General features: G+C 69.2%; 8 protein-coding genes. 3 read left to right on the top strand and 5 right to left on the bottom strand.

Annotation, left to right across the window (positions count from 1 at the left end):
• Positions 1-5: 5 nt before the first annotated feature.
• A complete protein-coding gene (locus tag AAID08_RS16940; RefSeq protein ID WP_395756684.1) occupies positions 6-14663 on the bottom strand; it encodes a filamentous hemagglutinin N-terminal domain-containing protein in 14658 nt (4885 codons plus the stop codon).
• Positions 14664-14687: 24 nt separating this feature from the next.
• Positions 14688-16343 carry a ShlB/FhaC/HecB family hemolysin secretion/activation protein gene (locus AAID08_RS16935; protein ID WP_054502233.1) on the bottom strand — a complete coding sequence of 552 codons (1656 nt, stop codon included), beginning with the start codon at positions 16341-16343 and terminating at the stop codon, positions 14688-14690.
• A gap of 486 nt (positions 16344-16829) precedes the next feature.
• On the opposite strand from AAID08_RS16935, the gene AAID08_RS16930 reads away from it, so the two are divergent.
• Together AAID08_RS16930 and AAID08_RS16925 are read left to right on the top strand one after the other, a co-directional pair.
• Complete coding sequence (locus AAID08_RS16930) at positions 16830-17654, top strand: DNA-binding response regulator (protein WP_175142794.1); 825 nt, start codon at positions 16830-16832, stop codon at positions 17652-17654.
• On the top strand, positions 17647-20331 hold the full coding sequence (locus AAID08_RS16925) for a hybrid sensor histidine kinase/response regulator (RefSeq protein WP_175142793.1): 2685 nt from the start codon (positions 17647-17649) through the stop codon (positions 20329-20331). The genes AAID08_RS16930 and AAID08_RS16925 overlap by 8 nt, the downstream gene beginning before the upstream one ends.
• 14 nt (positions 20332-20345) lie before the next feature.
• Here the strand turns inward: AAID08_RS16925 and AAID08_RS16920 are convergent, their stop codons facing one another.
• Entirely contained in the window at positions 20346-21014 is a 669-nt protein-coding gene (locus AAID08_RS16920; protein WP_175142792.1) for an O-methyltransferase, read from the bottom strand.
• An 83-nt stretch (positions 21015-21097) separates the two neighbouring features.
• Between AAID08_RS16920 and AAID08_RS16915 the strand changes: the two genes are divergently transcribed.
• Positions 21098-21760: a TetR family transcriptional regulator gene (locus tag AAID08_RS16915; RefSeq protein ID WP_064527088.1), complete on the top strand. Its 663-nt coding sequence runs from the start codon at positions 21098-21100 to the stop codon at positions 21758-21760.
• 61 nt (positions 21761-21821) lie between these two features.
• Here the strand turns inward: AAID08_RS16915 and AAID08_RS16910 are convergent, their stop codons facing one another.
• Both AAID08_RS16910 and AAID08_RS16905 read right to left on the bottom strand, forming a co-directional pair.
• Complete coding sequence (locus AAID08_RS16910; RefSeq protein WP_064527087.1) at positions 21822-22820, bottom strand: DUF4105 domain-containing protein; 999 nt, start codon at positions 22818-22820, stop codon at positions 21822-21824.
• On the bottom strand, positions 22817-24196 hold the full coding sequence (locus AAID08_RS16905) for an HdeD family acid-resistance protein (protein WP_064527084.1): 1380 nt from the start codon (positions 24194-24196) through the stop codon (positions 22817-22819). The genes AAID08_RS16910 and AAID08_RS16905 overlap by 4 nt, the downstream gene beginning before the upstream one ends.
• Positions 24197-24286: the final 90 nt, after the last annotated feature.

Below are 24286 nucleotides of genomic sequence, written 5' to 3'. Positions count from 1 at the left end.
TCTGGTCAGAGAGTACGGGATTGGATGTCGGTGTCGCGGCGCGCGTCGTCGGCGGCGCCTTCGACGGCGGGGCGTTGTGGGTTGCCGCCCGGGGTTTGCAGCACCGGGTGGTTGCCGGTCGGCACGGTCAAGACCGCATTGTCGCCGGAAGGCAGTTGCCAGGAAAAGGCCGAGGCCACCGTCAGCACCTGCGGATCAGCGAAGGCGCCCAGCACGTCGGGGCCGAAGCCCTTGGACGGCACGGTGCCCTGGAACAGCGGGTTGGCGGTGGGCGTGCTGGGGATCACCGAGCGCGGGGCCGTGACCGCCGCCAGGCGGTCGATCACGTCCGTCTGGCCCCAGGCGGCGCCGTTCATGAAGTACGGCGCGCCGGCCAGCGAGCTGCGGATCGTGGTGGCGGCCATGGAACCGGTCTTGCCGCCGATCGTGCCCCACATATCGGCGGAGCCGGCGTTCTGCACGGTCAGCCCGGCCACGTTCAGCTTGTGGCTCGGATCCGCGTCGTTCAGGCCGATGCGCAGCGCGCCCACGCCGGAGGCCAGCGTCAGCGAGGTCTGCGGGCCGCTCAGGCCGATGGCGGTGATGTCGCCGTTGGTCTGGATGACCGCGTTGCCGCCTTGCAGCTTCGCCGGCGCGCCCAGGTTGATGGGGCCCTGCGTCACCAGCAATTGCGCCGGCAGCGTCAGCCCGGCGCCGCCGGTCTGGGTGAAGCCGGTGGCGGCCTTCACGGTGCTGCCCGCGCCAAAGGACGTGGTGCCGGTCGGGCTGGTATTGGCGATGCGGATCGAACCCGTGTCGGCGGTGACGTTCTTGCCAAATGACAGCGTGCCGCCCGAGATGTCGATGCCGTCCGGGCCGGAGGCGCGCACCGCGCCGTTGTAGCTGGCGGACTTGGCCTCCAACTGCTGCACACGGTAGGCGCTGACGTCGCCGTTGAACACGATGGTGTCGACGGCGCGCAGGGTCAGCGAACCCAGGCCGGTGGCATCGCCCGCGACCTGGATGTTCTTGCCGGCGTTGACGTTCAGGTTGTTGCCGTTGCCGCCATCCAGCTTGCTGCCCAGGATCACCGAGCCGGTGTCGGTGGTCAGGTCGCGGTCGCCCTTCAGCGTCACGGCGCCGTTGTAGACCTGGTCGCCCGTGGTGTGCGTCTTGCCGCCGCCCAGGGTGGTGGTGCCGGTGACGGCCACGCTGCGCAGCGGCGTGGTGGCGCCGACGTCGCCCTGGATATCGGCGTTGCCGACGATGACCAGGCCTTGCTGGCCCGGCTGGGTGCCGTCGACGCCGGCCTTGAGCTGCACGTTGGCGCCGGTCAGGGTGGTGTCCACGCCGCTCAGGATGACGTGCTGGCCGTATTGCTGCGTGCCGGTGGTGTCCACCGAGCCGCCGTTGATCAGCACGTCGCCATTGCCGCCGGTCTGCACCGAGGCGGCGCGCACCGGGCCGTCCAGCACGATGTCGCCGGCGGCGCTGACCTTCAGGTCGCCCAGGCGCGAGCCCTGGCCGACCGGGCCGGAGAAGGTCACTTCGCCTTGATTGGCGACGACCGTCAGGCCGTGGCCGCCATCGACCGCGCGGTCGAAGCCGATGTCGCCCTGGCGGCTGGTCACCGAGACGTTGCCGCCCACGGTCACATTGCCCTGGTACGACTGTTCGCCGTCGGTGACGATGCTGCCGGCGCCCAGCGTGGCGTTGCCCGTGACCGTCAGGCTGGCCAGCGGATCATTGGCGCCCAGCGGTCCCTTGAGCACGGCATTGCCGTCGATGGTCAGGTCGTGCTCGCCGTCGCCGCCGCCCAGCAGGCTGACGGTGCTGCCCTTGAGCACGGTGTCGGTGCTGAACACGGCGCGTTCGCCATAGGACTGCGTGCCGGTGGTGTCGATCAGGCCGCCGTTGATGGCCAAGGTGCCGCCCGCGTCGGTGTTGACCGACGCGGCGTACACGGCCTTCTCGAAGGTGGTGGTGCCGTTGCTGTTGACGGCCAGGGCGCCCAGGCGGCCCGTGGCGGCGTCGCCGACCTGTTCGGCAAAGCGCACGTCGCCGCTGCCGCTGCTGACCGTCAGGCCGCTGCCGTTGCCGCTGGTGACCGTATCGTTGAAGGTCACCTTGGCGTCGGCGGTGCTCAGTTGCGCATTGCCGGACAGTTCGACCTTGCCCAGGTAGGACTGTTTGCCCACCGTCTTGAGCGGGCCGCCGCCGAGCGTCGCGTCGCCGTCGACGGTCAGATAGGCCAGGCGGCCATTGGCGCCGGCGCCCACCGGGCCGTTGATCGTGGCCGGACCTTCGATGGTCAGGCCCTGGTCCTCGTCGGTCGAGTTCGCGCCGCCGGCCAGGGTCACGCTGGCGCCCTTGAGCGTGACGTTGCCGCCCAGCGTGACCAGCTCGCCGAATCGCATGACGCCAGTGGTGTCGACGCGCTCTCCCGTGATGGTCACGGCACCCGGGTCGTCGGTCTGCACCGATGCCGCGTAGACCGAACCATTGAAGGCGGTCGTGCCGGCCGTGTCGACCGTCAGGCTGCCCAGGCGTTGCGTGGCGCTGCCGACCGCGTCGAAGCTGACGTCGCCGCCGGCCGTGGACACGACGTGCAGGTCATGCGTGCCGTCCAGCGCGCCGTCGAAGGCCACGCCGCCGGTGGTGGTGCTCAGCGTGTGATCGCCGCTCAGCGTCACGGCGCCCTTGTAGCGCTGGTTGCCGGTGGTGGCGATGCTGCCCGCATTGAGCGTGGCGGCGCCGTCCAGCGTCAGGCTGGCCAGCTTGGTGGTGGCGCCGATGGCGCCGGTCAGCAGGGCCGTGCCGTCGATTTCCAGCGCATGGGCGCCGTCGGCGCCGTTGGCCAGGGTGACGGTGGTGCCGGTCAGCACCGCATCGTCGCCCAGCGTCACGTGGCCGACGTAGGTCTGCGTGCCGCTGGTGGTGACGCTGCCGCCGTTGATGGCCGTGTCGCCGGTGCCCGCCTGGTTGAGCGAGGCGATGTCGACCGCGCCGCCGTAGGCGGTGGTGCCGCTGCTGGTGACGGTCAGCGCGTTGGCGCCCGACACGGCGCCCGTGAAGGCGACCGCGCCGCTGCCGGTGGTCACGCTCACGGTGCTGGCCAGCGTGGTGGCGCCGTCGACGCCGAAGGCGCCGTTGGCGGTGGTGTACGCGCCGCGCAGCGTGGTGGCGCCGTTGTACTGCTGGGCGCCGGTGGTGGCGACCTGGCGCAGGTCGATGTTGTTGCCGGTGATGGTCAGGCTGGCCAGGTTGGAGGCATTGCCGCCCAGCGTGACGTCGCCGTCGTCGGCCACGATCACGGCCTGCTGCGCGCCGCCGTTCAGCGCGCCCGAGAGGGCGACGCCGCCGTTGGCGCCGTTGGCCGTCAGGGTGCGCTTGCCGCCGGCCAGCGTGGCGTTGCCGGTGATGCCGATGGCGCTGCCGGTCAGGTCGCCGTTGAGGGTGACGTTGCCGGTGTAGGTCTGGCTGCCGCTGGTGTTGGCGGCGGCCATGGCGATGGCCGCGCCGCTCACGGACAGGTCATGCACGTCGGCGCTGGCGATATCGTGGCTGACGGTGACGTTGCCGGCGGTGGAGGCCAGCGCGACGTCGCCGCCGTTGCCGGCCGACAGGCCGACCGTGCTCGCCAGGTTGCCGGCGGAGGCGATGCCGATGTTGCCGTCGGCCGTCGCGACGCGGCCCAGCGTCAACGGACCGGAGGCGTCCACATAGATGTCGCCGCTGCCCAGCACGTTGGCCTTGAGATTGCGGGCCGACGTGGTGAAGTGGTCGGCCTGGGTGCCGATGCCGGTCTTGCTGGTCAGGTCCAGGCTGTTGGCCGTGAGGGTGTTGTCCAGCCCCAGCAGCGAGCCCTCGGCGGCGCTCAGGATCACGGTGCCGCTGGCGGCGCCGGCGTTGACGATGCCGATCTCTACATCGCCGTGCTGCGAGGTCAGCGCGACGGTGCGGTTGCTGCCGACGGCGGTGGCCGAGGCGTTCAGCGAGCCGGTGGCCGTGGCGCTGATGTCGCCGTTGGCGGCGCTCAGCGACGCGTCGAGCGCGCCGGTGTTGGTCAGCGTCAGGTTGGCCGGCGTGCTGGTGCCGGTCAGGCTGGCCCCGATGGTGCGGGCTTCGGTCACCAGCGTGGTGTTGCCGCCCGCGGCGCCGCTGCTGAAATTCAGCGTGGTGCCCTTGACGTTGATCGTGCGCGGCGTGGCGCCGGCGGCCACCACGTCCTGCGTGCCCTTGAGCGTGATGGTGCCGTTGGCCTGCACGCCGGCGCTGGCCAGCGTCAGCTTGCCGCCCGAGGACAGCAGCAGGTTGGCGGCGGTGTTCGACATGCCGCCGCTGGCGTCCAGGTCGCCGGCCGTGGTCAGGTAGACCGAGCTGATGGCGCCGCTCTGCTGGATGTTGCCGCTGTTGGCGCTGAGCGCACGCGTGCCGATGTTGTTGACCACGATGACCGCGCCGTCGGCGGCGGTCGACAGGTTGCCCAGGGCGCCGAGGTTGGTGCGCAGCGCGATGCCGCCCGAGCCATTGCCCGGGTAGGCGGCCGAGCCGATGCTGCCGCCGGCGACGGCCGTCAGCGTGTTGCCCAGGACCAGGTTGTTGGCCACCGCGCCCAGGATGGAGCCGGCCGCATTCAGGCTGATGTCGCCGCCCGCCGAGGCGTCGATCGTGTTCACCGACAGGTCGCCGCTGGTGGTGGCGATCGAGATGTTGTTGCTGGCCGAGCCGTTGCGGCTGATGGCGCTGGTGACCAGGGTGGGGCCGGCGGTGGTGATGCCGATCGCGCCGTTCTGGGTGATGACCGACGCCAGCGTGCTGCCGGCCGCGCGGTTGTCGTTCAGGTAGATCGAGCCCGCGCCGGTGACTTCGGCGGTGATGTTGGCGGCGGTCGTCTGCAGGTTGTCGGGCGAGCCGGCGGCGCCGCCGATGCCCGCGCCGGCCTTGAGCACAACGTTGTTGCCGATGATGCGCGTGGAGTCCTCGCGGTCGTCGACGATGGTGCTGCCCGTCTTGCTGAAGTCGATGTTGACGCTGCCGGCGCCGGCGTCGATGTTGCCGGCCACCAACTGGCTGTTGGCGCCGTTGCCGGTGATCTTGATCGCGCCATTGGACGAGATCGCGTTGGCGATCTGCAGATTGCCGGCGGCGGCGATGTCGATGATGTTGCCCGACAGGTAGGAGTGGACGGAGTTGTTGTCCGCCGCCAGGTACATGCCGCCGCTGGTGGTGGCTTCGACGCGCTGGCCGGTCGCGTTGATGCGGCCGTTGCTGGCGCCGATGGCGTTGGCGGCGTTGAGCGCCACGCCGTAGGCCTTGACGGTGGCGCCGGCCGCGTCGGCCAGGATCGAACCGTTCTCGGCGTTGAGCGTGACCTGGCCGTGGTTGGCGCCGGCCTGCACGTTCTTGACCGTGATGTTGCCCGAGGTGGTCTTGACCGAGATGTCGTTGCCGGTGGCGTCGGTGCCAGAGGTGACGCTGGTCAGCGCCAGGCTGCCGTTGCCGGTGATGCGCGTCTCGCCATTGGCGACCGAGGTCGTCAGGCCGCCCAGCAGGTTGCCGCTGCTCTCCAGGTAGAGCGAGCCGTCGCCGGTGACGGTGGCCGACACCGGGCTGTTGGGCGCGGCGATCTTGATGGCCGCGTCGCGCGTGCCGATACCGTTCTGCGCCGTCAGCGTGATGGCGCCGGCGCCCGCGCCCGAGAGCGTGCCGCCGCCGTACAGGATGCTGCCGGTCTGGGCGTTCAGGGTCAGGGCGTTGCCGGTGCCATAGCTGACCGTGCCGACCAGGATGTCGCCGGTGGTGGTGGTGACCGACAGGTCGCCGCCCGCACGCAGGTTGCCCAGGTTGATCGAACCGGTCTGCTTGAGCCAGATGCCGCCCGAGGCGGTGGCGGCGATGTTCTTGACCTGGGTGTTCAGGGCCAGGCTGGACGAGCCGATGGTGTTGGGCGTGTCGCCCGACCCGGTGGACAGCGTCAGGTCGCCGGCGACGATCTTGGAGGACGCGTTCATGCCCTGGATCGAACCGCCGGTGTAGTAGTACGGGTTGGTCGACAGTGTGACCGAGCCATTCTGGGTGACGTCGATGTCGTGCACGTTGATCGCGCCCACGGCCTGGTACGTGAAGTTCAGGCCGGTCGTGTCGCGCACGATGGTCAGCGCGGTGACGTTGCCGGTGTCGGCGCCGCTGAACGTCAGGTTCTGGGCGTCGATGGTCAGGAAGCCGGCGCTGCCCAGGTTCGAGCCCTGCGCGTTGTTGCGGATGATGGTCAGGTCGGACAGGTCGGCCAGGTTGTCGACGTAGATGCTGCCCGGCGTGGCCATCGTCAGCTTGCCGGTGTTCAGGTGCAGGCGCGCCGAGTTGGACGCGCCAATCGTCGCGGCCGTGCCGTAGTTGGCCGTCAGGTTGACGCTCTTGCCGGTGACCAGGTTGCTGTTGTTGATGCCGGTGATGCTGCCGCGCGCGGTCGACAGGGTGACGGCGCCGTCGGTCGACGTGACGGTGCCCACGGTCAGGTTGCGGCCATTGCTGCCGGTGTCGGCGGCCAGCGTGACGTCGCCAGCCGCGGTAACCGAGGTTGCCTGCAGGCCATAGGTCTCGTTCAGCGCGATGCTGCCATCGGCGCGGTCGGTCCTGGTGGCGCTGAGCGTGACCGTGGTGGTGCCGCCGTTCAGGGCATTGGTGCGGATGGCGCTCTTGTTGCCGATCGAGCCGTTGGCCGTCAGGTTGACGGTGGTGGCGTTGTTGATCGTGCCGCTCAGGATCGAGCCGCCCGTGTTGTTGACCGAGAAGGCATTGCCATTGGTGTTGACCGTGCCCAGCTCGATGTCGCCGAGGGTGTTGCCCACCGAGCTGGCGCCGGTCGAGGTCAGGCTCGGCAGGCTGGTGTTGCCTTCCACCGTAATGAACGCGCCGCCGTTGTCGGCGCGGCCGCTCAGCGTGCTGACGCGGGTGTCGATGGCGTTGCCGGTGCCGGCGGCGCCGATGGCGTTGGCCGCCGTCAGGGTCAGGCCGGCCGCGTCGATCTTGGTGTTGGCGTCGCCGTCGCCCAGCAGCGAGCCGCCGCGCGAGTACAGCGCCACGTTGTCGTAGCCGACATTGATCGCGCCCACGGTGATGGTGCGGTCGCTGGTCACGCTCAGGTTCAGGCCGCCCGAGTCCTCGACCTTGGTCAGGACCAGGCCGGCGCTGCTGCCGCTGCCGCCGTCCGTGGCCTGGAACACGATGTTGCCGCCGTCGCGGGTGGGCGAGGTGATGCCGTAGCTGCGGGCGCTGTTGCCGGTGGAATACAGCGTCAGCGCGTCGATGTGGCGGTCGGAGTCGATGTAGACGTCGCCGGCGTTCTGGATGTTCACCAGCGGCGCCGACAAGTTGATCTCGCGGCCCACGGCGCCGATGGCGCCCGAGCCCTGGGTGGTGATCTGCACCGACGCGGCGGTGACGCGCTGGCTGTCGTCGGCGCTGCCCAGGATGCTGTTGTTGCTCGACAGGCGCACCGTGCCGTTCTGGGTGGTGTCGATGATGCCGATGTCCTGGCCGACGTTGCTCGATAGCATCAGGTTCAACCCGGTGTTGTCGCGCACCTCGTTGACCTGCAGGCGGCTGCCATCGTGGGCCACGTCGAACAGCAGTTCGTTGGACAGGATCTGGTAGGTGGCCGCCGACGAGCCGGTGGCGTACAGCGACAGGCTGGCCAGGTCGCGGTCGTTGTCCAGGTAGACGTGGCTGCCGGCGGTCAGGTACAGCTCGCCGGTGGTGGTGTGGATCGAGCCCGAGTTGTCGCCCGACGCCACGCCGATCTGGCCGCTGGCGCCCAGCGTGACCACGTCGCCGGTGATGTGCGAGGTCGGCGTCAGGTTCAGGATGTGGGTGCCCGAGCCAAAGGCGCCCAGGCTCACGGTGTTGGCCGGGCCGACGTCGACGTTGCCGACGTACAGCGTGCGGTCGCCGTTGAACGAGAAGTTCAGGCCGGTCAGGTCGCTGACCTCGGTCATCGTGTAGACGCCGGCGTCGGTGACGTTGAACGTCAGGCCCTTGGCCGCCACCTGCACCACGTTGTCCACGGCGCTGTTGGCGTGGTTGGCGGTGATGTTCAGCGAGAACAGGTCGCTGGCGTTGTTGACGTACAGGTTGCCGCCCGACTGCGTGGTCAGTTGGCGGGTGTCGGTCTGCATCGCGTTGCCGGCGGCGCCGATCGACTGCGTGGCGGTCAGCGTCAGGACCGGCGTGACGAAGCGGCCGGCGCCCTGGGTGATCGAGCCGTTGGTCACGTTGACCTGGGCCGAGCTGGTGGCGCTGTTGTCCAGCAGCGTCAGGTTCTTGTTGTTCGACACCCACAGGCTGCCGCGGACGTTGGACGAGAGCGAGTCGACGCTGACGAACAGCGGCTGGTTGGTGGCGTAGGTGCCCGTGACCGAACCGGCGTTCAGGGTCAGCGCGCCGGTGGTGATGTTGGGCGAGCTGGCGCTGGAGCTGTTGCCATAGATGGTGCCGCTGCTCGCCAGCGTCACCGAGCCGCCGGCGGCGGTGCTGACGTTGTTGACCGTCAGCGAGCGGTCCGACGAGATCGACAGCGCCAGGTTGCCGGTATTGGTGATGTTGTTGAGCGTCAGGCCGGCGACCCCGGTGGAGTCGCTCAGCGAGAACGCCGTCATGCCGCTGGCGCTGATGTTGTACGTGTTATTGATCGAACCGCTGCTGCTGCTGTGGTTGGCCGTCAGCGACAGCGCGGTCAGCGCCTTGTTGTTGGCGACCGACACGTTGCCGGCCGAGGCGATCGACAGGTTGGACGCGCTGGTCTGCGCCGAGACGCTGCCGTTGGTGCCGAGCGCGCTCAGGCTGACGTTGTTGCCGGTGATCAGGCCCGAGCCGCCGATGGTCGGGGCCAGGTCGGTATTGGCGTAGCGCGAGGTCAGCGACACCGAGCCGCTGCCGGTGTTGATGGCGTTGGCGGTGATGGCGGTGTCGGTATTGATCGTCAGCGCGGCGCCGCTCATGCTGGCGCCGATCGACAGATTGGTGCCGCCGCCGATCGTCAGCGACTGGCTGCCCAGGTTGCCGAAGGCGTAGCTGTTGGTGTCGAAGTTGGCGCTGCTGCCGGCGTCGCGGCGCGACAGGTACAGGTTCAGGCTGTTCAGCGCCAGCCCGCCGTTGTTCAGGTTGATGTCGCCGTTGTTGGTGATGGCCAGGTTGCTGGTGCTCAGGCGCAGCGCGCGGCTGCCGGCGCCGATGGCGCCGGTATTGGCGTCGCGCGCGGTGTAGCTGTCCGAGCCGGTGGCGGACAGCGTGACGCTGCCGGCCGTGATACGGCCGGTGCCGCCATCGCTGGTGATGCTGGAATTGAGGCCGCCGCCGGCGGTGGTCAGGCTGACGGAATTGGTGGCGGTGATGGCGCCGACCTGGATGTTCTTGCGGCCGCTGAAGCTGAAGTCGGTCAAGCCGCCCGTGACCTGCTGCAGGTACTGGGTGGTGCCATCGTCGCTGAGGGTGATGACCTGGCCGGCGCCGCCGCCGATGGCGAAGGTGCTGGCGCTGCCGGCGTTCTTCAGGCTGTTGATGGCCAGGCTGCGCAGCACGGTGTCGCTGCCGACGTACATGTTGTTGCCGGCGGTCAGGCTGAGCGCCGAGGTGCCGCTCAGGGCCAGCGTGCCGCCCGTGATGGACGAGCCGATGGAGCCGTTCGAGCCGGCCGTCAGCGCGACGGTCGCGGCGCGGATGACGCCGGGACTGGCCGGATTGTCGTTGCTGATGTTCTGGACCGATGCCAGGCTGACCTTGCCGTTGGCGCCCGCGTCGATGTTGCCGACCAGCAGGTTCTTGTTGTTGGCGGTGAAGCCGAAGTCCAGGTTGGTCGAGCTGGCGATGTCCGTCAGGTGGATGCCGAGGCCGTCGTCCGTGAGCGTGAAGGCCGTCAGGTTGGGCGCGGTGATGCCGTACACGCCATTGGCCGTGCCATTGCGCGTGACATTCAATCGCGTCAGGCCGGTGAGGCTGTCCACGGCGATGTTGCCGCCGCTGGTCAGGCTGACGTCGGGCGCCTGCAGCGTCAGCGCCGCGCCGGCCGCGCCGATCGCGCCGCCCGCCGTCAGGGCGATGTTGCTGGCGCGGATCACGGTGGCGGCATCGCCGTCGTCCAGCAGCGAGCCGCTGTTATTGGTCAGCGTGGCCGCGCCGCCGGCGCTCAGGCTGCCGATGGTGGTGGTGCCCGAGGACTGGGTGTAGCCGATCTGGCCGCTGCCGGCCTGCAGGCGCGTCAGCTTGATGTTGCCGGTGGTGCCGTTCAGGTAGATGTCGGTGCCGGCGGTGGCCTGCACGTTGGCTTGGCCCGCCGCGCCCACGCCGACGTAGCGCAGGGTGCCGCCGTACACGCCGCCGATCGTGCCGGCGGCCGACAGCGTGATGTCGTTGGCGCCCGCATAGACCCCGCCGCCGTTGCCGTACAGCGAGCCGTTGGCCACGTTCAGCGTGACGTTGCCGGCGTTGCTGCGCACCGTGCCGGACAGCAGCGCGTCGCCCTGGCGCAGGTCGATCTGCACGGCGTCGCTGGCGGTGATGTTGTTCAGGGTGACGATGCCGGTGTAATTGGCGTAGCCGGTGGGATTGGGCAACTGGACATAGAAGCCGCCATTGCTCGCCGTGCCGCTCAGGTAGCCGGTCAGCACGTCCAGATAGCCCGTGCCGGTCGCGCCGACCGCCTTGCCGGCGATCAGGCTGACGGAATTGGCCAGCAGGCGGGTCTGCTTGTTGCCGTCGTCGCGCAGGTCGCCCGCGGCGTTCAGCGTGATGCTGCCGCTGTAGCCGGCGTCGATGCTGCCGACCGTGATGTCGCGGTCGCTGTTGAAGCTGAAGTTGACCCAGTTGCTGTCGCGGACTTCATGGATCGTGTGGCCGCCGACGTCGTCGGTGATGTTGAACAGCAGCGACGGCGCGCGCACGTCCAGCGTGTAGCGGTCGTCCACGTCCTTGTGGCGCGCGTACACCGTCAACGAGGTGAGGTCGGCGATGTCGGTGGCGTAGAGGTTGCCGCGCGTGTCCAGCGTCAGGCCCGGCGCGTTGACGGCGACGAAATTGGCGCTGGTGCCGATGTCCTGGGCGGCGCGGAGGCTGACGTTGTTGGCGGTGACGCGCGTGTCGGCGATGCCGTCGTCCAGGATGCTGCCCTGGTTCGATACCAGCGTGATGTTGCTGCCGGCGCGCAGGTTGCCCAGCTTCAGGCTCTGGTCGCCGGTGAACGAGAACTGGCTCAGCAGCGAACTGTAGACCTGGCGCAGCTCATAGGCGTTGCCCAGGTCGTCATTGACGTCGAAATTCAGGAACGGCGCGGCCACCTGGATGGTGTTGCGGCGGGCCGGATCGGCGTGCGAATTGGTGATGGCCAGGTAGGTCAGCGTCTTGGCGGGATTGTCGACGTAGATGTCGCCGCCGCTGCCCAGCGTGAGGCTGGTGGTGGCCGTCGTGAGGTGGTCGCTGGCCGTGCCGATGTGTTGCTGGGCTTGCAGGAGGATGCTGCTGCCCGCCAGCGTGCTGTTGGCATTGGCGCGCACGATGCTGCCGCCCTGCGCGTTGAGCGAGAGCGTGCCGGTGCCGGCATCGAGCATGTTGGCGCTCAGGTTCGCCACGCCGGTGACGAAGATGCCGTTATTGGCCTTCAGGTCGTCCAGCAGCACCGAGCCCTGGGCCTGGTTCAGGTAGATGCTGCCGCCAGTGGCGTTCAGCACGCCGGCGGCGGTGCGCAGGTAGGTGCCCGCGGTGCCGACGGTGTAGCTGGTGTTGGCGGCCGGGGCCAGCAGGGTGACGACGTTGCCGGTGATCAGGGAGGCCGACGTGCCGGTGATGCTGCCGGCGCGCGCGGTCAGCGTGACATTGCCGGCGCCCGCGTTGATCTGGCCGGCGGCGATGCTGTTGCCGGTCAGGTTGATGGCGCCGCCGCCGGAGCTGACGTTGTTGGCCGAAACGCTGCCCGCGCCGGTGATCGTGACGGGTCCGCCGTTGGCCTGCGCCTGTGTGATGTTCAGGTTGGCGCTGGAGCTGTCCAGGTAGACGCCGCCCGCGCCCGCGGTGGCGGACAGGGTGCTGGCGTTGGTCTTGAGGGCGCGCGCGGCGTCGCCGATGATGCCGCGCTCGGCCGACAGCGTCAGCGACGCGGCGGCGATGCTGGTGGCGTCGTTGCCATCGTCGACGATGTTGCCGAGGAACGAGGTCAGTGTGGCCGAGCCCGCCTTGATGTCGCCCAGGGTCAGGTGGCCGCTGGTCTGCGCGACCAGGTTGCCGGTGGTGTCGATCGCTTTCAGGTTCAGCGGGCCGCTGTTTTCCACGTACACACCGCCGCTGCCGCTGGTCGCGATCAGGGTGGCCGTCTGCGTGCGCAGCGCCTGCGTCGACGAACCGATGGCGCCGGCGCGGCCATCGCTGCCAGCGGCGCTCAGGGTGATCTGGCTGGCGCCCACCTGTCCCGTCGAGGTGGCGAGGATATGGCCGGCCGTCGACGTCAGCGCCAGCGTGCCGGTGCCGAGGGCCACGTCGCCGACGGTGATGGTGCGGTCGCCGGTGAACGAGAAGTGCAGGGCCGACTGGTTGACGGTGTTGAGTTGGTAGCCGCCGTTGTCCTGCAGCGCGAAGGCCAAGTCCGGCGAGGTCAGCAGGAAGCTGTTGTTGACGTTCGGTTGCGCGTGGCGGCTGGTGATGTCCAGCGAGGTCAGGGTCTGGCGGTTGGCCACCGCAAGGTTGCCGCCGGTCGCCAGCGACAGCAGCGCCGTCTGGGTGTTGACCGGGGCGGCCAGGTCGCCGATGCTGCCGCCGCTGGCGTCCAGCTTGACGCTGTTGCCGGCCACCACCTGGTTGGCGCCGCCGGTGTTGCGGATCGAGCCGGCGCTGGTGCGGACCAGCGCCGCGCCGGTGCCGGCGTCGATGATGTTGGCCAGGTTGATGTCGCCGGTGGCGTTCAGCGTGATCGCGCCGCCGCGGCTGGTCAGCTTGCCGATGTTGTCCAGCGTGCTGCCCACGCCCAGCGCTTCCAGCGTGATGGAACCGCCCTGGGTGCTGATCTCGGTGTTCGAATTCTCGAAGCGGATGCCGCCCGTCTGCGTCGAGCGCATCGTGAAGCTGTGGCCGGCGGTGGTCTTCAGGTTGATCGCGGCCATGTCCGCGACGGTGATCTGGCCGGTGGCTTCCAGCTTGATGTTGGTGGTGCCGGCCAGGCTTTCGAGCAGGCCGCGCGACACGGTGTTGTTGGCGGTGTTGGCGTCGCCGCCGTTGATGGTGCCGTCGCCGGCCGCGCCGTCCTGCGAGCCGCCGCCGCTGGCGGAGTCGACGATGCGCAGGTCGGTCGGGTCGATCAGCAGCAGGCCGGTCTTGCCCTTGGGCGCGCGCAGGTCGGCCGATCCGGTCAGGCCGATGTTCTTGTTGCTGGAGACTTCGGCGAAGCCGCCATCGCCGCCTTGCGCGCCGCCGCGCGCCGACAGGCTGCCGGCGAATGCGGTGGCGTCGTTGGACCACATGGTGACGTTGCCGCCGTTGCCGCTGACGAGCGCGTCGGCCTTGAGGGTGGCGCCCGCCGCCACCTTCACGGTCGACGACTTGCCGCTGAACGCGGCCGAGCCGTCGTCAGGCGCGACGCCCTGGCTGCCCAGCGCGATCTCGCCGCCGCCGGCCGCGCCGGACACGTCGATCGCGGCGCCGCGCGCCACGTTGACGTGTTCGCCGGTCACCACCACCTTGCCGCCACGCTCGCCGGCGTTGACGCCGGTGGCCTCGACGGTGCCGGCCACATTGACCGTGCCGGCGTCGCCGCCGGACAGCACGATCTTGCCGTTCTGCGTGCCCACCGCCTTGGCGCTGACGATGCCGTCGGTGTTGACCACGTTGTCGATCACGCCCTTGACCGCGCGCGCCGTCATCAGCACCGTGCCGCCGTCGGCGCGGATCACGCCGTTGTTGGCGACGAGGGCCGAGACCGGCTTGCCATCGGCGTCCTTGGGCAGCTCGCTGACGGCCGAGGTGGCGTCAAAGCTCAGCAGGCCGTCGCCGTGGAAGTCGACCGTGACGGTCTTTGCGCCGGCCAGGGCCACGCGGCCCAGCTTGGCCTCGATCACGCCCGAGTTGCGCACCGCCGGCGCCACCAGCACCGCCAGGCCGCTGTCCTTGATGCTGATCGTGCCTTCGTTCACGATCATGGCATTGGCCTTGGACGAGGGCTGGTCGAACTTGTACTTGCCGGCCAGGAAGTCCTTGTCGCTGATGTTGGCGGTGGTGGCGACCAGTCCGCCCACGTCCACGCGCGCGCCCTTGCCGAACAGCACGCCGTTCGGGTTGACCAGGATCACGTTGCCGTTGGCGTTGAGGCGGCCGAAGATGGCCGACGGATCATTGCCGACCACGCGGTTCAGCGTGACGCTGTTGCTGCCCGGCTGACGGAAATTGACCGTCTCGTTGGCGCCGATGCTGAAACCCTTCCAGTTGATGATCGCCTTGCCGGTCGACTGGTTGATGTCCAGCGTGCCGTTGCCGCGGTCATTGATGGTCGCGCCGCCGGCCACGACGTTGCCGCCGGTGGGGTTGGCGTGGGCGCCGCCGGAGACCAGCGAGCCGATCACCATCGCCATGGTGGTGAGCGCGGGCAGGGGCGGGGCCTTCAGGGCCTGGCGGCGGGCGGATTGGGCGAGGATGCGGGATTGACGAGTCATGGTCGGTCGCTTTTCTGTCGCGGATTAGTACTGGGCCGAGAGGCTGAAGAACACGCGGGGATCTTTGTTGCCCTGGGTCAGGACGTCGGAACTCATGGGCTTGGCCACTTCGATCGTGGCGTACAGATTCTTGGTCAGGTTGGCGCGCATGCCGGCGCCGTAGGAGGACAGCTTGGCGCGCGTCAGCGGCGCGCTTTCGCTGCGCGACCAGATGTGGCCGCCGTCCACGAACGTGTAGACGTGCGCGCCGCTGGGCAGGAAGCGGTCGGTGGAGATGGCATAGCGCAGTTCCAGCGACGCGGCCACGCCCGAGTCGGCCGACATTTCGCCGTCGTCGTAGCCGCGGCCGAAGTTGGGGCCGCCCAGGGCGAATTCCTCGCTGGCCAGCAGCGGGCTGGCGCTGTACTGGCCGGCGAAGGTGGCCACCAGGCTGAAGCGGTCGGACAACTGCTGCAGGCGGGTCAGTTCGGCGGTGAGCTTGAGGAAGTCCGGGCGGCCCTTGGCGCGCGAGGCCAGCTCGTTGCCTTCCTTGGAGGCGCCCATCGCGTCCAGGCCCTGGTGCACGGTGCCGCGCACGGCGGTGATGCCATTCCAACTGTCGGTGCGGTCATAGCTCAGGCCGGCGCGCAGCACGCGCAGGCGGTCGCGCGTGAAGGGGGTTTCGACAATGTCGGTGGCGACGTTGCGCACGTCGAGCATGCCGAAGGCGCGCAGGTTCTCCAGGCGCGACCGGATCAGCGGATGGGTGACGGTGGCCGAATAGGCCTGCACGTCGCTGGCGACGTTCAACGGAGCCAGTTCGCGGCCCGGCTCGCTCTTGGCGTAGCTGGCGGCCACGTCGACCGTCGTGCCGCTGTCGGACACCAGCATGTTGTAGTTGGCGCCCACGGCCTTGCTGCGGTAGGCCGGGAAGCCCACGCGGCCGGTCAGGGTGAGACTGTCGGCGCGGCCGCCGAACGAGTTCAGCGTGACCTGGCCGGTCATTTCGCTCCAGCCCAGGTAGGGCGAGGCGCGGTTGTCGATGCCCAGGCGCGCGTCGACCGCCTTGCGTTCGCTGCGCACCACCAGCACCGAGCCGCCCACTTCCGTGGGCGAGGCTTCCAGCGAGGCGCGCACGGTCAGGCCGTTCAGGTCGTTGGCGAGCAGCAACTGGCGCTCGACTTCCGCCACGTTGATGGGACGAACGCCGCGCAGGCGCTGCACCAGCTTCTCGACCGCCGCCTGCGCCGGGCCGATGTCGCCGTCATATTTGACGTCGGCGATGTAGCCCTCGACCACCATGATGCGGAAACGGCCGTCATCGATGGTCTGCGCCGGCACGATCACGCGCGTGGTGACGTAGCCGTCGTTGCGGTAGCGCAGCTCGATCTCGTTGGCCACCTTGAAGGCGTCCGCGACGGTGATCGTCTTGCCGACCAGCCCCTGGTAGAGCGGGCGCAGCGAATCGGCCGGGTAGCGGGTCACGCCTTCCACGCGCATGTCGGTCAGCGTGAAGGTCAGCTTGTCGGCGCCGGCGGGCGCTTCCGTGGCGCCGCCTTGCTGCACCGTCACCGGCGGCGCGGCGGGGGTGCTTTCCGGCAGGACGGGTTGCGGCAACTGGCGGCCGGGTTCGGCGCCTGACGGCAGGCGCAACTGCACGTTCTGGGCGGCAACCGGCCCGGCGGCGAGCGCCAGCACCACGGCGGCAAAGCCGGCGCGTAGGGAGAAAGGGGGCTGGCGGAGGACGGCGGGGCGGGGTTGGGCTGGACGGCGCATGGATACGTAAGTGATGATTCGTTACAATCAGAATTAAACGAAGCTATTTGATATATTTCGTAAACATCAATAAACGGAATTTCTAAAGTTCTTTACAACTCCCCGACACTGCGGGATTCTTGGCCGGGCAATGGCATCCTTGCGGATGCGTCAGAAGAGGGAGCGTGCCGGCGTGGTGTCCAGGTGTCGTCGGGATCTCGTCATCGCGAGGCGTTGCGATGGTTCGGGTCGACGAAGAGCCCAGACTTCCGGCAGATTGCTCGATGTAACAAACACTATCATGTGTGAATAATGATTGCGATTGAGAAGTTTGCCGGAATGCACGGCACGTTTGCCAAAAGGAAAAATATTCACAAACCCGGCACGGTTTCGTCGCTTGTTACCAACGCGCCCCTGCCTCGGCATGAAAGAATGCGCGGCATGAATGACGCCGCTTCCCATCCGCTTATCCCCGGCCAGCTTGCCGGCTTGCGCGTGCTGGTCGTCGAGGACCGGCCCGAGGACCGCATGCTGCTGGTGGATTTCCTGACCAGCCAGGACTGCCGGGTCTACGTGGCCGAGGATGGCAACGACGGCTACCGCAAAGCGCAACTGGTGCAGCCGGACATCATCCTGATGGACGTGAACATGCCGGGCTGCGACGGCTTGGCGGCCTGCCGGCTGCTGAAGGCCGATCAGGCCACGCGCGCCATTCCGATCATTTTCCTGACCGCCGCCGCCCTGCCGGCCGAGCGGGTGGCGGGGCTGTCGGCGGGCGCCGTCGATTACGTCGCCAAGCCGTTCGATTTCGAGGAAGTGCGCCTGCGCCTGCTGATACATCTACGGGTGGCGCCCGTGCCGGCCGCGACGCCGCCCGCCAAGCCGGCCGAGGACGGGGCGTCGTCCGCCGCCACCGGCGCGTCGCTCGACGGCGTGCTGTTCCGCGCCGCGCGCAAGCTGCTGCGCGAACGGCTCGACCACACGCCCGAGCTGGTGGCCCTGGCCCAGGCGCTGGGCACCAACGCCCGTCGGTTGAACCAGGCCTTCCGCCGCTGCGCCGGCACCACCGTGTTCGAGTTCCTGCGCGAAGAGCGCATGCGCGAGGCGCGCCGCCTGCTGTGCGAGACCGGTCTGGACATCCAGGCCATTTCACAGGCGGTGGGCTATGGCAACCGCGGCAATTTTTCCACCGCTTTCCGCGAGCGTTTCGGCATGGCGCCCACCGCCTTGCGCCAGGAGCAGGATCCCCATGCCTGATCGTCGCCTGGGCTGGCTGGCCTGGTTGCTGTGGCTGGCCTTGTCCTGCCTGAGCCTGCCCGCGCGCGGGCAGGATGCCCAGCCCGTGATCGATCTGAGCACCGTGGGCGGCACCCTGCCGCTGGTCGGCGAGCTGCGGGGCATCGAGGACAAGGCCGCCGACCAGCAAGCCAGCCAGGTCCTGGACGGCGCCTGGCAGCCGGTGACCGCCCGCTGGCTCAACCGGGGATATTCCGCCTCGGCGTTCTGGCTCAGGCTGGAGGTCAGCAATACCTCCGACCGCGCCCAGGAGCGCTGGCTTTCGTTCGGCGTGCCGCGGCTGGAGGACGTGCGTTTCTATCTGTTCGCGCCGGGGCAGCGGCAGCCTTCCGGCATTCTGCTGGCGGGCAACCGCGAGCCGCTGGCGCGGCGCGAGGTGCCGGCCACCGTCTCGGTGGTGCCGCTGCGGCTCGAGCCGGGCCAGCGCATGACGGTGCTGGTGCGGGTGCAGAGCCGTTCGGCCATCAGCATGGAGCCCACCCTGAGGACGCCGGCGGCCTTTGTCGGCGTGACCCAGCGCAACACCATGGTGGTGGCGCTGCTGATCGGCGCGCTGATGATGGTCGGCATCTACGCCGCGGTGCTGGGCGCGGCCCAGCGCGATCCGGTCTACCTGCTGCTGTCCGCCGCGATCTTCATCGAGATCCTCTACAGCCTGTCGTTCCAGGGGCTGCTTTACCGCTACGTCCTGACCGGCGGCGGCGAAATGGTGTTGCGCGCGCCGAGCGTCCTGGCGACGCTGGCGGCCTCCCTGTTCGGATTCATGGCGATGCTCTTCGCCGACCTGCACCGCGTGCGGATCTGGCGTGGCGTCTATCAGGCGTTGATCGCCGCCGGCCTGGCCGGCGCGGTCTGGGCCGCGCTGGGCGACTACCGCGAGGCCGCGCAGGCGCTGATCGGACTGATCTTCCTGTGGGCGCTGGTGTGGCTGGTGTCCATGGCCGACGGCTGGCGCCGCGGCCACGCCAATGCGCGCATCTTCCTGCTGTCGTTTGCGATTTATTGTTCCTGCCTGTTCCTGCGGGTGGCCTACATCCAGGGCCTGCTGCCGGGACGCTGGGCGGGCGGGCCGGAAGTCGCCTGGGATCTGCTGTCGGTGTCGCTGATGCTGGCCGTGCTGCTGCATGGCCGTTCGCGCCAGCATCGCCAGGAACGGCTGGCGGCCCAGCGCGAACTGGCGCAGGCGCGCGAACGCGAACACCAGCGGCTGGATCAGGCCGTCACCGAGCGCACCCAGGCGCTGCAGGCGGCATTGATCCTGGCCGACGAGGCCGGCCGCGTGCGCCAGGACTTCCTGGCGCGCATCAGCCACGACCTGCGCACGCCGCTGACCTCGATCATCGGCTTCGCCGACCTGATCCAGGCCGGCGGCCGCGACGACGCGCCGCGCGGCGCCGTCATCCGCCGCAGCGCCGACCACATGCTGGGCATGGTGAACGACCTGATCGACTACGCCGCCGGCGCGGGCGGCCAGGCCTTGCGCCTGGCGCCCGAGTACGTGCACGCCTTGCTCGACACCGTGGCCAAGGAATCCGTGCCGATCGCGGCGCGACAGGACAACCGTTTCGAGCTGCGGGTGGCGGACGCGCTGCCGGCCGTGCTGGAGATGGACGGCAAGCGGGTGCGGCAGGTGCTGTCCAATCTCATCGACAATGCCGCCAAGTTCACGCGCGGCGGCGTGCTGACACTGACGGCGGACTATGCCGCTCCAGGCGCGGGCGAAGCCACGGGCTGGTTGACGCTGTCGGTGCGCGATACCGGGTGCGGCATCGCGCCCGCGGACCGGCAGCACATCTTCGAACCGTTCCAGCGGCTGGGCGCGGCCGAGAGCCAGCCCGGCGTCGGGCTAGGCCTGGCCATCGTCCAGCAATGGGTGCAGCGCATGAATGGCCGCATCCACGTCGACAGCGAAGTGGGCCAGGGCACCACCATCAGCGTGTCGCTGCCGGTCAGGCAGGTGGACGAATCGGGCGTGTCGCATCACTACATCGCCGCCGCGGCGCATGTGCTGCCCCAGCTCGACGGATCCGGGCGTCGCATCTGGCTGGCCGAGGACACGCCGGAAATCCGCGAGTTCCTGGTCGAGGAACTGGCCAGCCTGGGCTTTCAGGTGGAAAGCGAGGCGGACGGCCGCGGCATGGTGGCGCGCATCCAGGCCGATAACGCGCGCCGGCCCGACCTGATCCTGACCGATCACCGCATGGAAGGCGCCGACGGCTCGGCCGTGCTGCGCGCGGCCCGCGCGCGCTGGCCGGACCTGCCGGTGGTGGCGGTATCTGCCACGCCGCAGGAGACCGCGGCCCTGGACGGCGTCGGCTATGACGCCAGCCTGCTCAAGCCCATCAATCTGGTTGAACTGCGCCACTTGCTGGGCCGGCTGCTGCATCTGCCGATGCCTTCGACGGCCGGCGAGCCGGCCCCGGCGCCGTCGCCGATGCCGCGCCTGTCGCGCGCCGAACTGGAACAGGTGCGGCGCCTGCTGGACATCGGCGGCATTTCGGACCTGATGGATTGGGCGCGCGCCGTGCAGGCGCGCGATCCGGCCTTTACGGATTTCAGCCAGCAGGTGCAGCGCCTGGCGCGGCTGGGCGATCTCGCGGCCATCGGCGAGCTGTGCGAGCGCATGCCGGTGGCGTGAGCCGGCGCCGCGTCCTACCCCAGCCGCATCGACAGTTCCACGTCGCTGCCGAAGGGCGTCGACAGGTAGCCCGACGCCGGCGAGCGCACCCGCGCCAGGTATTCCGGGCAATGGTTGGCGTTGTCCGCCACGATCAGCGCGCCCGGCCGCAGGCGGTCCTCCAGCAATGCCAGGACGTCCGAATAGAGCGCCTTGGCGCCATCGAGCAAGACCAGGTCGATGCGGTCCGGCAGGCCGGTGGCGAGCGTTTGCAGCGCGTCGCCCTGGCGCAGTTCCACCAGGTCGGCCAGGCCGGCTTCGGCCAGGTGGCCGCTGGCCAGCGAGACCTTGGAAGGCTCGAATTCGGTAGTGATCAGCCGGCCGCCGCCGTTGTCGCGCAGCGCCGCCGCCAGGTGCAGCGTCGAGATGCCGAACGAGGTGCCGAATTCGATGATGGAACGGGCCTGTGTGCTGCGCGCCAGCATGTACAGCAGCGTGCCGGTCTCGGGAGACACGGCCAGCGGCAGGTCCTTCATGCGGCCGTAGAACTCGCGGTATTCGGTCTTGCTGCGCATCAGCCGCGACTGTTCGGCGTCGGACATGTTCGCCAGGGCGGGGCCGGCATTGGCCCAGGAGGCGTCGGCCTGCGTGAACAGCCGGTCGAGCAGCGAGGCCAGGGGCGCGGAAGTCAGGGTGTTGGTCATGGTGATGGGTTTCCAGTCGGAGGGCTCCGGTTTAGAATACGACGAATTCGTCGCATTTCCCTATTCGCATTTCGCGCGCCGCCATGACCACACGCCGCAGCACCCGGCTTTCCGAGAGAAAACAGCCGCAGCAGGCCCGTTCGGCCGAGCTGGTCGCGGCCATCCTGCAGGCGGGGGCTCAGGTTTTGGCCAAGGAGGGGGCCACGCGCTTCACCACTGCCCGCGTGGCCGAGAAGGCCGGCGTCAGCATCGGTTCGCTCTATCAATACTTCCCCAACAAGGCCGCCATCCTTTACCGCCTGCAGACGCAGGAATGGCAGCAGACGTCCGACCTGCTGCGGCGTTTGCTCGAAGACACGCGCTACGCGCCGCCCCGGCGGCTGCGCAACCTGGTGCATGCCTTCGTGCGCTCGGAATGCGAAGAGGCCGTGATGCGCGTCGCCCTCAACGACGCCGCGCCGCTGTACCGCGATGCGCCCGAGGCGCGCGCCACCAAGGAAGAGGGCGGCCGCGTCGTGCTCGCCTTTCTCGGCGAGGCCTTGCCTCAGGCCAGCGACGCCACCCGCGCGCTGGCCGGCGATCTCATCACCCACACGCTCAGCGCCGTCGGCAAGCAGTTCTCCGAAAGCCCGCGCAGCGAGGCCGAGATCGAGACCTACGCGGACGCGCTGGCCGACATGCTGTGCGCGTATCTCGAGAGCCTGGCGGGCGACAGTCGACAGCCGCGCCGGCGTGCCGCCAAGTAATCTGCAAGGGGGAGGCTGTCTCTCGCGCCATTGCGTACAACTGCCGGGGGGGCGGACGCCATTACTGTTCCACCGACGACGGTTGCGCGACGCCCGGCACGCCGCGCCGGATGTTGCGCGAATACTGCGCCGCGTCCCGCGTGGCGCGGGCGCGGTCGGTGTAGCGGCCGGCGTCGCGGTACGCCTGCAAGCTGTCCGCGCCCGCCAGGGCCCCGAGCCGGTACAGATATTCCGGCAGGTACCCGGACAGCAGCAGGCGGTAGTCCAGCGGCAGGCCCGGCACGATCTTGTCGGCCAGCCGGTACACGATGGTGATGCAGTTGGCCGTCAGCGTGTTGTAGAAGCGCGGCTGGCGCCGCAGGCGCGTGGCCGTGTCCACGTACGACAGCAGCAGTTTGCGCGGCGCGCCGGCCGGCATGCGCACGCGGTAAAGGTAGCCGTCCTCGCCGCGCACGTTGGTGCGCACGCGCAGGCTGTCTTCCTCGGCCGAGGCCAGCACCGACAATTCGTACTGGCGAAAGAATCCGCCGATCTCCGAGAATGTGTCATTGCGCTTGCGCCGGATTTCCACCGAGAACACCACATACTGGCCATCGGTGAACCCGAACGACACCAGCGCATGCGCGATCGCCGGCCGGCCCCAATACGACAGCGCCAGGTCCACCGAGGCCAGCTTCGACAGATCGTAGCGGCGGGTTTCCCAGCGCGCGTCGAAGTCGGTGCGCGAACGCCAGTCGAAGTTGCGCACGTTATGCAGCGTCAGGCGGTCGCCGTCCACCTCGCCGTAGGTGGTGCGGGCCACTTCCGGCATCCAGTCGCGATCGTTGGATGGCCGCATGCCCCAGATCCACCAGGCCAGCAGAATCAGCAGCATTGCCGCGAACACCGCCGCGGGCAACCGATATCCCCAGGCCAATCCGGCCAGCGCGGCGGCGGCCAGTGCCAGCCAGGCCAGCGGCGCCAGCACGCGCACGCGGCCCCCGCCGGGCGACTGGAACCACAGCGCCAGCGCGCCCCACAGCGCGCCCGCGATCACCACGGCCGCCAGCAGCCCCGTCATGACTGGGTCTGGGCGTTGCGGGCGACGGCCTCGCGGTCCTGGCGGCGCCAGCCGGCGCGCAGCGCGGCGATCTGGCGCAGCGCCGCCTGCGACATCTTCCACCAGCCGAACGGGCGCGGGTCGGCCAGCATGCTGAGCGCGCGCGCATAGTCCAGCGTCAGGCCCGGTGTCCAGGCCATGGTCAGGGCGCGCTTGCGGATCTGCGCCGCCACCCATAGCTCGGGCGTGAACAGCAGGCGCCACATCACGCCCCAGCCGGCATCCGGGCCATGCAGGCGGCCGACCACGCCATCCAGCGCCGCTTCCAGCGCGGCCGAGACCGAGCTGGAACAGTTGCGGTGGGTCAGGTTGTAGATCTCGGTCTTGCGGTACTCGTCCCAGAAGGCCGCCAGCTTGGCCGCGTCGTAATTGCGGATGCGCACCTGCATGGTCGACGGGCACCAGGCCTGGGACTCGGTGGCGTAGTCGGGCTGGTACACGCCGGGCACGTTGTTGTCGGCGGTGGCGCGCAGCAGCGTGCCGAACTGTTCGGGCGAGTGGTCGATTTCCACCGCGGGGTACAGGCTGATGTAGATGCCTTCGGGCGATTCGAGCGCGGCATGGCCGGTGGACACGACGCCATTGATGTCCACGGCCGCGATGTAGCGGTCGACCACCGGGTAGTGGCGGGTCTCGGTCCTGGCCGAGCCCGACGGCGTCCATACATGCACGGTCAGGGCGCGCTCGCTGGCCTGGGGCGGGCCATCGAACACTTTCTGCGCCGGGCCGTCGGCGCGCGTCGGCATGAAGGCGGGGTCGGGATTGGCGGCCAGCGCCGGGTTGGCATCGAGGCTGCGCACGCGGCGCGCCAGCCACAGCAGCTTCACACCCGAAATCGCCAGGAACAGGCCGATGCAGTACGGCACCGTGCCGACGTAGTGGGTGGGGTAGGGCTGGAAGAAGAAGATTGCCAGCAGCACCTCGGCCACGCCCGAGGCGAACACCACGCGCCAGCGCTGGTAGCGCACCACGTAGGCGGCGATGCACTGGATCAGCCCGTCCACCAGGAACAGCAGCCCGAAGATCATCGACAGCACGAAATGCCCGTGGTGCTGGCCCGCCAGCACCAGCGTGCCGGCCGCCAGCACGAACACGCCCTTGGTGTAGCGCAGCACACGCTGGCCGCCGACCCCCGACTTGGCGATCGCGAGGGTGGCGATGCCTTCGACCACCAGCAGCGCGGCGAAGAAATTCAGCGGGAAATAGAGCGCGTTATCGAGCGCGTCGATGAAGACGAACGCGCCGGCGGCCAGCATCAGCCACCCGCCGATCATCAGGGCGCGGGCGCGCTTGTGCAGATAGTCGACACCGAGCAGCAGCAAAACCAGGTGGCTCATGGGGGCGCAGTCTCCATGCAAGGGTGCGATGCCACGTAGGGCGGATATCGCATGCAGGGTACCGCGAGCGCGGCCCGGTCGTCGAGTCGC

This window comes from Achromobacter sp. EB05 (assembly GCF_044232075.1).
Taxonomy (GTDB): domain Bacteria; phylum Pseudomonadota; class Gammaproteobacteria; order Burkholderiales; family Burkholderiaceae_B; genus Achromobacter; species Achromobacter dolens.
This window is presented reverse-complemented; position numbering and strand designations above follow the sequence as displayed.